Origin of the sequence: Photorhabdus asymbiotica (assembly GCF_003634575.1) — a bacterium.
In the GTDB taxonomy this organism is placed as follows: Bacteria; Pseudomonadota; Gammaproteobacteria; order Enterobacterales; family Enterobacteriaceae; genus Photorhabdus; species Photorhabdus asymbiotica.
This window is the reverse complement of sequence record NZ_RBLJ01000004.1, coordinates 176,539-190,168: the sequence shown is the minus strand read 5'-3', so window position 1 is coordinate 190,168 and position 13,630 is coordinate 176,539. Positions and strand designations below refer to the sequence as shown.

Below are 13,630 nucleotides of genomic sequence, written 5' to 3'. Positions count from 1 at the left end.
CCCGGTGTATTTATTATCGGAGTTTTCTACATTCAAAATTAACCATCAGCACTCATGCGGCGGCGGTGCCAATACTTCACGATTACCATTATGACCTGGAGCGCTGACAATCTGCTGTGCTTCCATCTGTTCGACAATCCGCGCAGCACGGTTATAACCGATACGGAACTGACGCTGTACACCAGAAATAGAAACCCGCCGTTTTTCAATAACGAATTCAACCGCCTGATCGAACAGTGCATCTAATTCTTCACCACTATCTAAACCCAAACTACCTTCAGCATCATCACCACCACTAAGAATACTGTCAACATACTCTGGACGACCGCGCGCTTTCCAATCATTAACCACTTCATGAACTTCTTGATCCCGTACAAATGCGCCGTGAACACGCACCGGAATAGAAGAGTTTGGTGCCAGATAAAGCATGTCCCCCATGCCCAACAGAGATTCAGCGCCCCCTTGATCAAGGATAGTGCGAGAATCAATCTTGCTGGAAACCGTAAAGGCAATACGGGTTGGAATATTCGCTTTAATCAGGCCGGTAATAATATCGACAGATGGACGTTGGGTTGCCAGAACTAGGTGGATACCCGCAGCACGTGCTTTCTGTGCCAAACGGGCAATTAGCTCCTCCACTTTTTTACCAACTGTCATCATCAAGTCAGCAAATTCATCTACCATGACAACGATGTACGGCTCTTTTTTTAGCACCGGATGAGTGACATCCATGCTGTCGCCCGGTTTCCAGAATGGATGAGGAATTGGACGTCCCATCTCTTCAGCCTGTTTAACCTTTTCGTTATAACCCGCCAGATTCCGTACACCTAATGCGGACATCAGTTTATAACGGCGTTCCATTTCATTAACACACCAACGTAGCGCATTAGCTGCATCTTTCATGTCGGTGACAACTTCCGTCAACAGATGTGGAATGCCTTCATAAACCGACAACTCCAGCATTTTCGGGTCAATCATGATAAAGCGAACATCTTCCGGTTTTGCTTTATAGAGGATGCTGAGGATCATGGCATTGACACCAACAGATTTACCCGAACCGGTTGTACCCGCCACTAGCAAGTGCGGCATTTTACCTAAATCAGCGACAACCGGCTGACCACTAATATCTTTACCTAACACAATTGTCAGTGGTGATGGATTATCGCGGAATTTTTCGCAATCCAATACTTCACGCAAATAGACCGTCTGACGTTTTTTATTCGGCAATTCCAAACCAACATAAGGTTTACCCGGAATCACTTCCACAATACGTACCGCTACCGCCGACAAAGAACGCGCAAGATCTCTCGATAAGTTGGAAATGCGTGATGCTTTAACACCGGGAGCCAGATCCAATTCAAATCGAGTGATCACCGGGCCAGGCGAAGAACCAACCACATCGGCCTTAACCCGATAATCACTCAGACGCGCCTCAATCAAACGAGCGGTTTGCTCTAAAGCAAATGTATCAACCGGTTCCTGTTCCTCCAAAGGGCTGGCTAACAGATCGAGCGAAGGCATTGGCGTCGTAGGTTTTGGCAATGGCTGATCATTACGAACCAAAAATGGATGGAACAAGCTATCTTGCTGCGGTTGCTGCGGTTGCTGCGGTTGCTGCGGTTGCTGCGGTTGCTGCGGTTGCTGCGGTTGCTGCGGTTGCTGCGGTTGCTGCGGTTGCTGCGGTTGCTGCGGTTGCTGCGGTTGCTGCGGTTGCTGCGGTTGCTGCGGTTGCTGCGGTTGCTGCGGTTGCTGCGGTTGCTGCGGTTGCTGCGGTTGCTGCGGTTGCTGCGGTTGCTGCGGTTGCTGCGCAACAGTGTGCGCTGGCGCTGGCATAAAAGCAATTTCTGTAGGCCTTTCTGCGTTATTTTCTGGCCCTGATTGAACAGAAGGCGTAAACAACGGCTCTGCCGGTTCTTCTTTTACTAAATCTTCAACTGGTGAGAAATTATCAACGATAGATAAACTTTCCAGAGCAACATTCTCTTTTTCCCGTTGGTAGCTCTGTTCCTGATAACCCTCACGCTGCTGCGGTTCAACTGCCCGTTTAACAATTTCTGTCTGAACTTTCTCTTCCACTGAGGGCTGGTTTTCTGCTTCAAACAGGCTCGGTATTATTTGGAGCTCAATTGGAGCATCTTCTTCCTCTGTACCCGCAGTCATGCGGTAACGTTCACGCTGCTGTTCAAGAAACTGCTGACGCAATAGCTCTTCTTGCTGCTTATCAGATTCAGCATCATCCCATTCATCTGCTTGCTGTCTGATCTCTTCTTCACGCTGTTTCTGTTCTGCAAGGCGCTGTGAAGGCACTTTGATGCCATATAATTCACGACGGGTTGGAATACGGACAGGATTAGGTCGGGGTAATTCTGGCCCAATTCCTTGTTTAACCTGAGTGTTGCCTGTAGTAACCACTGCCGACGTTGCCGCTACTGCAACCTCTTTTGGCTTGGTTTCAGGCATAAAAGTAAAGGTGTCATGATTGTTTTGTCTGTTTTCAACCGACTCAAATGTCGGAGCCACATCAATAGCCTGTTCAGATACGGGGTAAAAATTATGCTCAGCAGGAATTTCAAATGTGTAACGAATTGGTTCGTCATTATTTTTTTCATGTTCTTCTGCTAATGACCGGGACTCTACGGCGGCATCAGATGTATTAACCTGAATTTCAGGTTCTGCATCAATTTTAGTCATATTAATGGCCGGACTAGCAAATTGCTGCTCTTCTTCAATTTCTACTTTCGCCAATTCCGGTTCATTCAACTCAGCTTTTACTAATTCCGTGACTGAAGGGGTTGTAAACAGCACATCATCATGATCAATATCAGCCACTTTGAATTCTGGTTCTGTTTTACTATGAGCAACATCATCTTGCTCGATAACCATTTCATCATAATATGGCTTATATTCCTCCTCATTACGGCTACGATTAGTAATAAATCCTATTGCTCCCAGAATAACTGCACCGGTTTTTTCAGCAATGGTCAACCACGACCAACCAGTAAATAGCGTAAACCCAATTGCCCAAACACACAGTAATACCAACGTTGCTCCTAGTTCATTAAACCAAGGCAACATAGCACTACTAAACAGGCTGCCAATAATGCCGCCAGAGGCAAAATAATGAAGATCATCAACATTCAATGCCGCTAATCCACATGAAGTCAGAATGATTGCCAATGCCCCAATTACACGTAACGCAAGCACAAAGAAATCGACATATTCTCGATCATCACGTTGTATGAAAGCCGTCCAACAACCCAATATCATCAATGGAGGAATGGTGTAAGCCAGAATACCAAATGCAGAAAACAGGGTATCAGCCAGCCATGCGCCAACACCTCCCCCCAAATTATGAACTGGTTCATGCCATGCAGTCTGAGACCAACTGGGATCAGAGGGGTTAAAACTGATAAGTGCGACCATTAGATAAGCCGCAAGGATAACCATGACAAGCAACACAGCTTCTAACAACCTACGCCCACTACTTAGTCTCTTTAACTTAATATTTTTATCTTCTGTATATTCCTGGCTCAAGAAAGGCTCTCCAGGTTTCCTGTTGATTTAACGGAACAACGCCGAGATAGCTCAGCGTTGAAACTGTATGCATAAACAGGAGTGTACCTAAGTTCTTCCAGTTTTGCACCTGTACATTTTTGGCAAGATTTCAGCGAGTCTTAATGACCAGACGGTTACTCTGCTTCACTTCTTCCATCACAACATATGTGCGGGTGTCATTAACACCTGGTAGACGTAGCAAAGTTTCGCCCAGTAACTTACGATACGCCGACATGTCCGGTACACGGGTTTTCAATAGATAGTCAAAATCACCGGAGACCAAATGACATTCCTGAATTTCTTCCAATTTCTGCACGGCAGCATTGAATTGTTCAAAAACATCTGGGGCACCACGGTTCAGGGTAATTTCAACAAATACCAACAATGATGCATCCAAATAATGAGGATTCAACAGGGCGGTATAACCAGTAATAAACCCCTGACGCTCCAAACGACGCACACGCTCCAAACAAGGCGTTGGTGACAATCCGACCCGTTTAGACAGCTCTACATTGGAAATTCGACCATCTTTTTGCAACTCATTGAGGATATTACGATCTATACGATCAAGATCTTTTCCCGGACGCTTTTTATTATCTATCATCTTAATGATCTCTCTTTATTTTCCTATACCCATAACATTTTCCCCTTTCTCTCTTGAGCTTGAGTTGGAAAAGATGTCCTAAATTAAAGCCCAGCCCTATCAGAGTGAAGTAGCTCACAGGCTATTTTCTTCAATACTATACAGAGAGGATTATCCGCATATCGATTTGTCGATTTTTATGGAAACGAATTTAGCGAGGTGGATAATTATCTCTTACAGTGATGTTTTCGCAAATGCACAGCCGATTGTCAAAGTAAATGAACAAAAATCAGGACAACCTGTGGAACAAATTTTCAGTTAATCGTTTCGATAGCCTACCATTGATTAAAAAGCAGCAAATGAAATTCAAACAACATTAAAAGAACACTTTTCTCAGGTTAAAGTCGTTGTTAGGTAATATCTATCGGTAAAATCGTTAGTAACATGAGTATTTTAGCTTTTTTTACCCTCCTATTTCTCCTACAATCGCCCGATATATGATATGCGATAAATGGAAATGAGGTATTCATGAGCACCGCCCACCACAAACTCATTATTCTTGGCTCCGGTCCTGCCGGCTATACAGCCGCAGTTTATGCTGCCCGAGCAAACTTAAATCCAGCTCTTATTACCGGAGTTGAAAAAGGCGGTCAGTTGACTACAACCACTGAAGTCGAGAACTGGCCAGGTGATCCTGAAGGTCTGACCGGTCCGGGGCTAATGGATCGTATGCACCAGCATGCTGAAAAATTCCAGACCGACATCATTTTTGACCACATTCAAAAAGTTGATCTGCAAAACCGCCCTTTCCGCCTTTATGGTGATGAACAAGAATATACCTGTGACGCATTGATTATCGCAACAGGCGCTTCTGCACGTTATCTTGGTCTGCCTTCTGAAGACGCATTCAAAGGTCGCGGTATTTCAGCCTGTGCAACCTGCGATGGTTTCTTTTATCGTAACCAAAAAGTTGCCGTTGTCGGCGGCGGTAATACCGCTGTAGAAGAAGCTTTATACCTGGCTAATATTGCCTCAGAAGTTCATCTAATTCATCGCCGGGATACATTCCGTTCAGAAAAAATCCTGATTAGTCGTCTGATGGATAAAGTAAAAAACGGTAATATTATCCTGCACACTGATCGTACTCTGGATGAAGTTCTTGGTGATGATATGGGCGTTACCGGTGTTCGCCTGCGCGATACCAAAAGCGATACAACAGAAGAATTGGCCGTTACTGGTGCATTCATCGCTATCGGCCATACTCCCAACACCGCTATCTTTGCAGGCCAATTAGAGCTGGATAATGGTTATATTAAAGTCCAATCCGGTTTACAAGGTAATGCAACTCAAACTTCAATTCCTGGGGTATTTGCCGCAGGTGACGTAATGGACCACACCTACCGCCAGGCAATTACGTCCGCCGGTACAGGTTGTATGGCAGCCCTTGATGCAGAACGTTTCCTGGATAAGTTGGCAACTGAACCTAAATAAATTCTTTTTCTTTCAAGGCGCTATTTCGGTAGCGCTTTTTAACATGTAACATATTGACGGGATGCTGACATCAGTCCAGCCTCTTTAATGCATCGTTATCATCACCCGCTAAATCAGAAGTTTTTCCTATGGACAAAACAAGACAGTATGAATTAATGCGCTGGCTAAAGCAGCAAAGTGCTCCAGCCCAGCGCTGGCTCCGCCTGTCCATGTTATTTGGCTTAATCAGTGGATTGTTGATTATCGCTCAAGCCTGGCTATTGGCCTCAATCCTGCAAGCTTTAATCATGGATAATATTCCCCGCGAACACATCACAGATAAGTTTTTGATGTTGGCATTGGCTTTTGCTCTACGGGCAATGACCAGTGCGATCCGGGAGCGAATCGGTTTTATTTGTGGCAAAGTCGTGCGCCAGAAAGTCCGCGCTATGGTATTAGATAAGCTTGAGCAACTTGGCCCTGTCTGGGTTAAAGGCAAGCCAGCAGGTAGCTGGGCAACAATTATTCTTGAGCAGATCGAAGATATGCAAGATTATTACTCTCGCTATCTGCCACAGATGTATCTCGCCGTGATGATCCCTATCCTTATCCTGATTACCTTATTGCCGATTAATTGGGCTGCCGGGCTGATTTTGTTCGCTACTGCCCCACTTATTCCCCTGTTTATGGCATTAGTTGGTTTAGGTGCAGCGGATGCTAACCGACGCAATTTCGTCGCCTTAGGGCGATTGAGCGGTAATTTCCTTGACCGTCTGCGCGGATTGGAAACACTGCGCCTGTTTTATCGTGGTAAAGCAGAAATACAACAAATTAGTGAATCCACCGATAACTTCCGCCGTAGAACGATGGAAGTTCTACGGATGGCGTTTCTTTCTTCAGCTGTACTGGAATTCTTTGCGGCTATTTCCATTGCCATTGTCGCAGTCTATTTTGGTTTCTCTTACCTCGGTGAACTTAATTTTGGCAGCTACGGCATGGGAGTTACCCTATTTGCTGGTTTTTTAGTGTTGATCCTCGCGCCAGAATTTTTCCAGCCGCTACGTGATCTTGGTACTTATTATCACGCTAAGGCACAAGCCATTGGCGCCGCCGAGTCATTAGTGACGCTGTTAAGAAGTGATGGCGAGCAAGCCCCCGCTGGGGGCGATAAAACGCTCTCCTCCCAAGATTCAGTGACGATAATCGCTAATAATCTGGAAATCCTGGCTCATAATGGCAGTCTACTCGCTGGACCGTTAAATTTTACTATAGAGAAAAATCAACGAATTGCATTAGTTGGCCAAAGCGGTGCGGGCAAAAGCTCGCTCTTGAATTTACTGTTAGGGTTTTTACCCTATCGCGGCTCAATTCAAATCAATGGCACCGAACTGCGAGAATTAGATCCACAGAAATGGCGAGATCAACTGAGTTGGGTTGGACAAAATCCACATCTCCCTGAACAGACTTTGCTCGATAATATTCGTCTTAACCAACCTGATGCCAATCAACAACAAATCGATCAAGTTATGAAACAAGCATACGTCACCGAATTTGTTAATGATTTGCCTAATGGACTGAATACTATCATCGGTGATAATGCAGCACGATTGTCCGTTGGTCAGGCCCAGCGTATCGCTGTCGCCCGTGCCTTACTGAAACCTTGCCAGTTATTATTATTAGATGAGCCTGCCGCCAGCCTGGATGCTCGTAGTGAACAACAAATTATGGAAACACTAAATCAGGCATCTCACCATCAGACTACTCTATTAATAACTCACCAATTGGAAGAAACGCAGGGGTATGATCAGATCTGGGTCATGGAAAAGGGTCTAATTATTGAACGGGGAGATTATCAGACGTTAAGCCAATCTGAGGGAATATTTACCCGTTTGTTATCCCATCGAAGTAAGGAGCTTTAATATGCGGGTATTGCTTCCGTTTCTGGCACTCTATCGCCGCCATTGGTTTCTTATCAGTCTGGGAATGGTATTAGCTATTGTAACTATGCTCGCTAGCATAGGCTTGCTGACGCTCTCTGGTTGGTTTCTTGCAGGCACCGCATTGGCAGGTTTTACCGGAATCTATACGTTCAACTACATGCTACCGGCTGCAGGTGTCCGTGGCTCTGCCATTCTCCGCACTGCCGGGCGTTATGCAGAACGGCTGGTTAGCCATGATGCGACTTTCCGGGTACTGGCACATTTGCGGGTATTCACATTTCAGAAAATTTTACCCCTTTCACCAGGAAGTATTACCCGTTTTCGCCAGGGTGAATTACTAAACCGACTGGTTGCTGATGTTGAAACGCTGGATCATCTCTATTTACGGGTAATTTCACCGATATTTGTAGCTTTTGTCATTATTATCATCTTGACTTTTAGCCTTGGTTTTCTGGATCTCACACTGGCCTATACGCTCGGCAGTATTATGCTGGCTCTGCTGCTCCTGCTGCCATTCGTATTCTATAACGCAGGTAAACCCGTTGGCCGCGATTTAACTATTCTGCGTGGTCAATACCGTACTCAACTTACTACCGCATTACAGGGACAAGCTGAATTGATGGTATTCGGTGCTATTGGCCGTTTCCGCAAATCGATGACGGATGTTGAGTCCCGTTGGTTAGAGCGTCAGCAACAGCAAGCTAATCTAACAGGCTTATCACAGGCAATCATGATCTTTGCTACCGGAATGACTGTTACCTTGATCCTGTGGATGGCTGCTAATGGTGTCGGTGATAACCACCAGCCAGGCGCATTGATTGCACTGTTTGTTTTCTGCGCTCTTGCGGCTTTTGAAACGCTAGGCCCCGTCACTGTCGCATTCCAACACCTGGGGCAAGTTATCACCTCTGCAACCCGCGTTTCCCAATTGATGCAACAACAACCAGAAGTCGTTTTCCGCGCATCAGGACCAAAAAGCTCTGAACAGCTCAGTATTAACATTGAGAATCTCAGTTTCACTTATCCCAATCAATCATTACCGGTCTTAAAAAATATTTCTCTCTCTTTGCAAGCGGGAGAACACATCGCTTTGTTAGGAAAGACCGGTTGTGGTAAATCTACTTTGCTACAGCTGCTAACGCGCGCATGGGATAGTGATACAGGCACTATCTGTCTGAACCAGCATCCTATTTCTTTTTATGACGAATCCACCCTGCGCAGTATGATGTCTGTCGTTTCACAACGTGTTCATGTATTCAGCCATACTTTGCGTGAAAATTTATTACTGGCAAAACCCAATGCAACCGATCATGAACTGGAAACTGTGCTAAAACAGGTAGGCTTAAGCAATTTGCTGGAAACGGATGAGGGACTGAATTGCTGGATGGGTGAAGGTGGTCGCCAGTTATCAGGCGGTGAACAACGCCGCCTGGGAATAGCCAGAGCACTACTGCACTCAGCACCACTAATGATATTGGATGAACCCACCGAAGGGCTTGATGCAGATACTGAACAGCAAATTTTGTCCCTGCTACACCAACATTGTCAGCACAAGACATTGATTGTCGTTACCCACCGCCTATACGGACTTAACCATATGAGCCGCATTTACGTTATGGATGGAGGTGCAATTGTTGAACAAGGACAGCACGACGAGTTACTGGCTCAACAAGGTTGCTATTATCAGTTTTATCAGCGGCAATATCGTATTGATTCTGAGTCGGAGCTGTAACACACAATGCCAATAATTCAGTTGGATGATTCATATGATTTTCCTCTACCGGAAGAGGCATTAACGGAGCCCAATGGTCTGCTGGCAGTAGGTGGGGATTTATCCTCTGGGCGGTTGAACGCGGCTTACAATGAAGGAATTTTTCCCTGGTTTTTGCCAAGTGAAGCGCCACTTTGGTGGTCTCCTGATCCACGTGCGGTAATCATTCCTGGCGAGTTGCATATTGGCCGGACATTACGCCGATTTCTGCGAAATCACCCGTACCGTATTACGGTAAATCATGCTTTTGAGCAGGTGATCTACTCCTGTGCTCAACGGCAGGAAGGGACCTGGATAGGGGGAGATGTTAAACAGGGTTATCAAGAATTACATCAGACAGGACGGGCACACTCCGTAGAAGTCTGGCATGGTGAAAAGCTTGTTGGTGGTCTGTACGGCGTCAGTGTTGGTAAGTTATTTTGTGGTGAATCTATGTTTAGTAGAATGGAAAATGCATCCAAATGCGCGCTTATTGCCTTCTATCACCATTTTCTGCGACATGATGGTGAATTGATTGATTGCCAAGTACTGAATCACCACACAGCTTCTCTGGGGGCAAAAGAAATCCCCAGGGAAACATTCATTCAGTATCTTTATCAATTCAGAAACCGATCATTAAGAGCTGGCTGCTGGTTGCAACAAGTGCTGGATTTACAATCAACATTTTAGCTACTCATGTTGATTATGACGGGAATATCGTAATGAACCATTCGTAAAATAGCGGTTTAAAATACAACATTCCTTTACATAATGAGGGTTTTTCGGCATTATCGTGCCCGTTAAAAACTATGGTTGTTAAACTTAGAGGATTAGATGGCCAAAGAAGACAATATTGAAATGCAAGGTACCGTGCTAGACACGCTGCCAAATACTATGTTCCGCGTTGAATTAGAAAACGGGCACGTAGTCACTGCTCACATTTCAGGTAAAATGCGTAAAAATTACATTCGCATCCTGACAGGCGACAAGGTTACAGTTGAGCTGACCCCATATGACCTGAGCAAAGGCCGTATCGTCTTCCGTAGCCGCTGATTCATTACCACTTTAGGTATTACACCACAGGCATAGCAACGTTTTACCCGCCTGTGGTGCGATCCTATACTCAATGCACTACATCTTCTGGTTTCTGCTTATAAGCACTGCTGAAATCGTAAGTCAACGCCTGTTTTACCTTATCCAAACCAATACTAACTGAACCGCCGTGAACTAATGAACCAAACAACAATTCATTTGCCAGCGGTTTCTTCAGGCTATCCTGAATAACCCGAGCCATTGGACGAGCGCCCATCGCTTTATCATATCCTTTATCACATAACCATTGACGAGCGTCCATACTGACCTCTAGTGAAACACCTTTCTCATCCAATTGTGCTTGCAGTGCGACAATAAACTTATCCACTACCTGCTGAATTACCTCAATAGAAAGCGCATTAAACCAGATAATGCCATCAAGGCGGTTACGGAATTCTGGAGTAAATACCTTCTTGATCTCATCCATTGCATCAGAGCTATTATCCTGCTGCTTAAATCCAATAGATGTGCGCTGAGTTTCACGTACACCAGCGTTCGTTGTCATGACTAAAATAACATTGCGGAAATCCGCTTTACGACCGTTGTTATCGGTTAGGGTACCGTTATCCATTACCTGTAATAACAGATTGAATACATCAGGATGTGCTTTTTCAATCTCATCAAGCAACAATACTGAATGTGGGTGTTTAATCACAGCATCTGTAAGTAATCCCCCCTGATCAAAACCAACATATCCCGGTGGCGCACCAATTAGACGGCTTACTGTATGACGCTCCATATATTCCGACATATCAAAGCGCAATAATTTAATATTCAGCACTCTGGCAAGCTGTACGGTGACTTCAGTTTTGCCAACACCTGTTGGGCCGGCAAGCAAGAAAGAACCCACAGGTTTATTATCCTGCCCCAATCCTGCACGACTCATTTTGATGGCTTCAGTCAATGCCGCAATCGCTGTATCCTGACCAAACACCAGCATCTTCAACCGATCATCCAGTGTTTTCAGAACATCCTTATCACTGGCAGAAACGGTTTTTTCAGGAATGCGAGCAATACGCGCGACGACAGATTCAATATCCGACACATTGATCGTTTTCTTACGACGGCTGACCGGCACCAAACGAGTACGCGCTCCTGCTTCATCAATAACATCTATGGCTTTATCTGGTAAATGACGATCAGTAATGTATTTCACTGACAAATCAACCGCAGCCCGGATAGCTTTCGTGGTATAACGCACATCATGGTGCGCCTCATATTTAGTCCGCAAGCCTTTAATAATCTGTACTGTCTCTTCTGGTGAAGGCTCAACAATATCAATCTTCTGAAAACGACGAGCCAGCGCCCGATCTTTTTCAAAAATATTACTGAACTCATGATAGGTCGTGGAACCAATCACCCTGATTCGACCACTGGATAACAATGGCTTAATCAGATTCGCCGCATCTACCTGCCCTCCTGATGCCGCACCCGCCCCGATAATGGTATGGATTTCATCTATGAATAGAATGCTTTTTCTATCCTGCTCAAGAGTTTTTAACAGAGATTTGAAGCGCTTCTCAAAATCACCACGATATTTAGTACCTGCCAACAATGAACCAATATCCAGTGAGTAAATCGTACAATCGGCCATCACTTCCGGTACATCTTTTTGCACAATCCGCCATGCCAAACCTTCGGCAATAGCCGTCTTACCTACTCCAGATTCACCCACCAACAACGGATTATTTTTCCGGCGACGACACAATACCTGAATCGTTCTTTCTAATTCGTCCTGACGACCAATCAGTGGATCAATCTGCCCTTTCTGGGCAAGTTGATTAAGATTAGCGGTAAAATTCTCCAAACGCTCTTCACCTGCCGCATGCTCTTCCGCAGATTGAGTGCCTGTTCTCTGATGATCCGATTCAGTGTCTTCTTTCTGGGTCCCATGAGAAATGAAATTAACCACATCCAAACGACTAACATCATGTTTACGCAGCAAATAAGCCGCCTGAGACTCCTGTTCACTGAAGATAGCTACCAGCACATTAGCACCGGACACTTCGGAACGCCCAGAAGACTGAACATGAAACACCGCACGCTGAAGAACACGCTGAAAACTCAATGTTGGCTGAGTCTCCCGTTCATCATTTTCAGACAACAACGGTGTAGTATGTGAAATGAAATTCTCCAGTTCCTGGCGCAATTGGGCCAGATCGACCTTGCAAGCTTCCAATGCTTCACGCGCTGATGAATTGCTTAACAACGCCAGCAACAGGTGCTCCACGGTCATAAACTCATGTCTGTTATCCCGCGCTTTAGCAAAAGCAATATTAAGACTAAGTTCAAGCTCTTGGTTGAGCATAAGCACCTCCCCCTAAAATCAGTATGACTGGTTAGATTTTTTCCAGCGTACAAAGTAATGGATGCTGTTGCTCCCTGGCATACATATTTACTTGAGCCGCTTTCGTTTCTGCCACCTCAGCAGTATAAACCCCACAAACAGCCTTCCCCTGATAATGGACATCCAACATTAATTGCGTTGCCCGTTCAACATCATAAGAAAAGAACTTTCGTAATACGTCAACTACAAACTCCATCGGAGTGTAATCATCATTGTTAAGAATGACCTGATACATTGATGGCGGTTGCAGCTTGTGCTGTCGTTCATCCTTAACTGATTCTTTATTTTTCAAACTATTATGATACTCGCTCATTATTCTTCCAACAAAATTCATCTCAAACTACCAACTACTGCCGGCAAATAAATTATATTCCAATTTATCTTATCATTATCTGGGTAACTCCGTTTGCCGCAGACTATTCCCCTATAAAAACTTGGTATAAAAGTGAATGAACGAAACTCATATCGTTATCTATATCAAATTTTAGCTATTCAAAACAACCAGACATTTGTTCTGAGCTTGACGAGAAATTGGTTTTTACTACAGTATGTTTTGTGAACAAACACAGATGATGTAACTGCTTACATGTGATTGTTTACAACTGTTATTATTAATGACTCATCTCAACCGAAATAATTAAACGAGGGATGTAGAGGTATGGAGACAGGTACTGTTAAGTGGTTCAATAATGCTAAGGGCTTTGGGTTTATTTGCCCGGCAAGCGGCGGAGAGGATATCTTTGCCCATTACTCAACCATTCAGATGGACGGTTACCGGACGCTGAAAGCGGGCCAAAAGGTGCATTTCAGCGTTCACCAAGGCCCAAAGGGAAATCATGCCAGCATTATTGTTCCTCTTGAAAACGACCCCAAAGGCTAAATAATTTAGCCTA

The 13,630-nt window shown here is 44.8% G+C and carries 10 protein-coding genes; 6 read left to right on the top strand and 4 right to left on the bottom strand.

The window, feature by feature from the left end:
• Window positions 1–45 precede the first annotated feature (45 nt).
• A complete protein-coding gene (locus tag BDD30_RS16710; protein WP_015834975.1) occupies window positions 46–3,534 on the bottom strand; it encodes a DNA translocase FtsK 4TM domain-containing protein in 3,489 nt (1,162 codons plus the stop codon).
• A gap of 130 nt (window positions 3,535–3,664) precedes the next feature.
• Window positions 3,665–4,159 carry a leucine-responsive transcriptional regulator Lrp gene (gene lrp / locus BDD30_RS16705; protein WP_011145896.1) on the bottom strand — a complete coding sequence of 165 codons (495 nt, stop codon included), beginning with the start codon at window positions 4,157–4,159 and terminating at the stop codon, window positions 3,665–3,667.
• A 507-nt stretch (window positions 4,160–4,666) separates the two neighbouring features.
• Here lrp and trxB point away from each other — a divergent pair.
• From trxB to infA, 5 genes are all read left to right on the top strand, one after another.
• A complete protein-coding gene (trxB, locus tag BDD30_RS16700; protein WP_015834976.1) occupies window positions 4,667–5,629 on the top strand; it encodes a thioredoxin-disulfide reductase in 963 nt (320 codons plus the stop codon).
• Between the two features lie 128 nt (window positions 5,630–5,757).
• Window positions 5,758–7,527 carry a heme ABC transporter permease/ATP-binding protein CydD gene (gene cydD / locus BDD30_RS16695; RefSeq protein ID WP_015834977.1) on the top strand — a complete coding sequence of 590 codons (1,770 nt, stop codon included), beginning with the start codon at window positions 5,758–5,760 and terminating at the stop codon, window positions 7,525–7,527.
• Window position 7,528: 1 nt separating this feature from the next.
• Window positions 7,529–9,280, top strand: coding sequence for a heme ABC transporter ATP-binding protein/permease CydC (cydC, locus tag BDD30_RS16690; RefSeq protein ID WP_015834978.1), 1,752 nt, complete (start codon window positions 7,529–7,531; stop codon window positions 9,278–9,280).
• Window positions 9,281–9,286: 6 nt separating this feature from the next.
• Complete coding sequence (gene aat / locus BDD30_RS16685; RefSeq protein WP_015834979.1) at window positions 9,287–9,988, top strand: leucyl/phenylalanyl-tRNA--protein transferase; 702 nt, start codon at window positions 9,287–9,289, stop codon at window positions 9,986–9,988.
• A gap of 144 nt (window positions 9,989–10,132) precedes the next feature.
• Entirely contained in the window at window positions 10,133–10,351 is a 219-nt protein-coding gene (infA, locus tag BDD30_RS16680) for a translation initiation factor IF-1 (protein WP_002211347.1), read from the top strand.
• Window positions 10,352–10,421: 70 nt separating this feature from the next.
• On the opposite strand, the gene clpA is transcribed toward infA, so the two are convergent.
• Together clpA and clpS are read right to left on the bottom strand one after the other, a co-directional pair.
• The gene (gene clpA, locus BDD30_RS16675; RefSeq protein WP_041382101.1) at window positions 10,422–12,698 is read right to left on the bottom strand and encodes an ATP-dependent Clp protease ATP-binding subunit ClpA; all 2,277 of its coding nucleotides are present in this window, start codon (window positions 12,696–12,698) and stop codon (window positions 10,422–10,424) included.
• A gap of 31 nt (window positions 12,699–12,729) precedes the next feature.
• Window positions 12,730–13,050: an ATP-dependent Clp protease adapter ClpS gene (gene clpS, locus BDD30_RS16670; RefSeq protein ID WP_015834981.1), complete on the bottom strand. Its 321-nt coding sequence runs from the start codon at window positions 13,048–13,050 to the stop codon at window positions 12,730–12,732.
• Window positions 13,051–13,395: 345 nt separating this feature from the next.
• On the opposite strand from clpS, the gene cspD reads away from it, so the two are divergent.
• Window positions 13,396–13,617 carry a cold shock-like protein CspD gene (gene cspD / locus BDD30_RS16665; RefSeq protein WP_015834982.1) on the top strand — a complete coding sequence of 74 codons (222 nt, stop codon included), beginning with the start codon at window positions 13,396–13,398 and terminating at the stop codon, window positions 13,615–13,617.
• Window positions 13,618–13,630 lie beyond the last annotated feature (13 nt).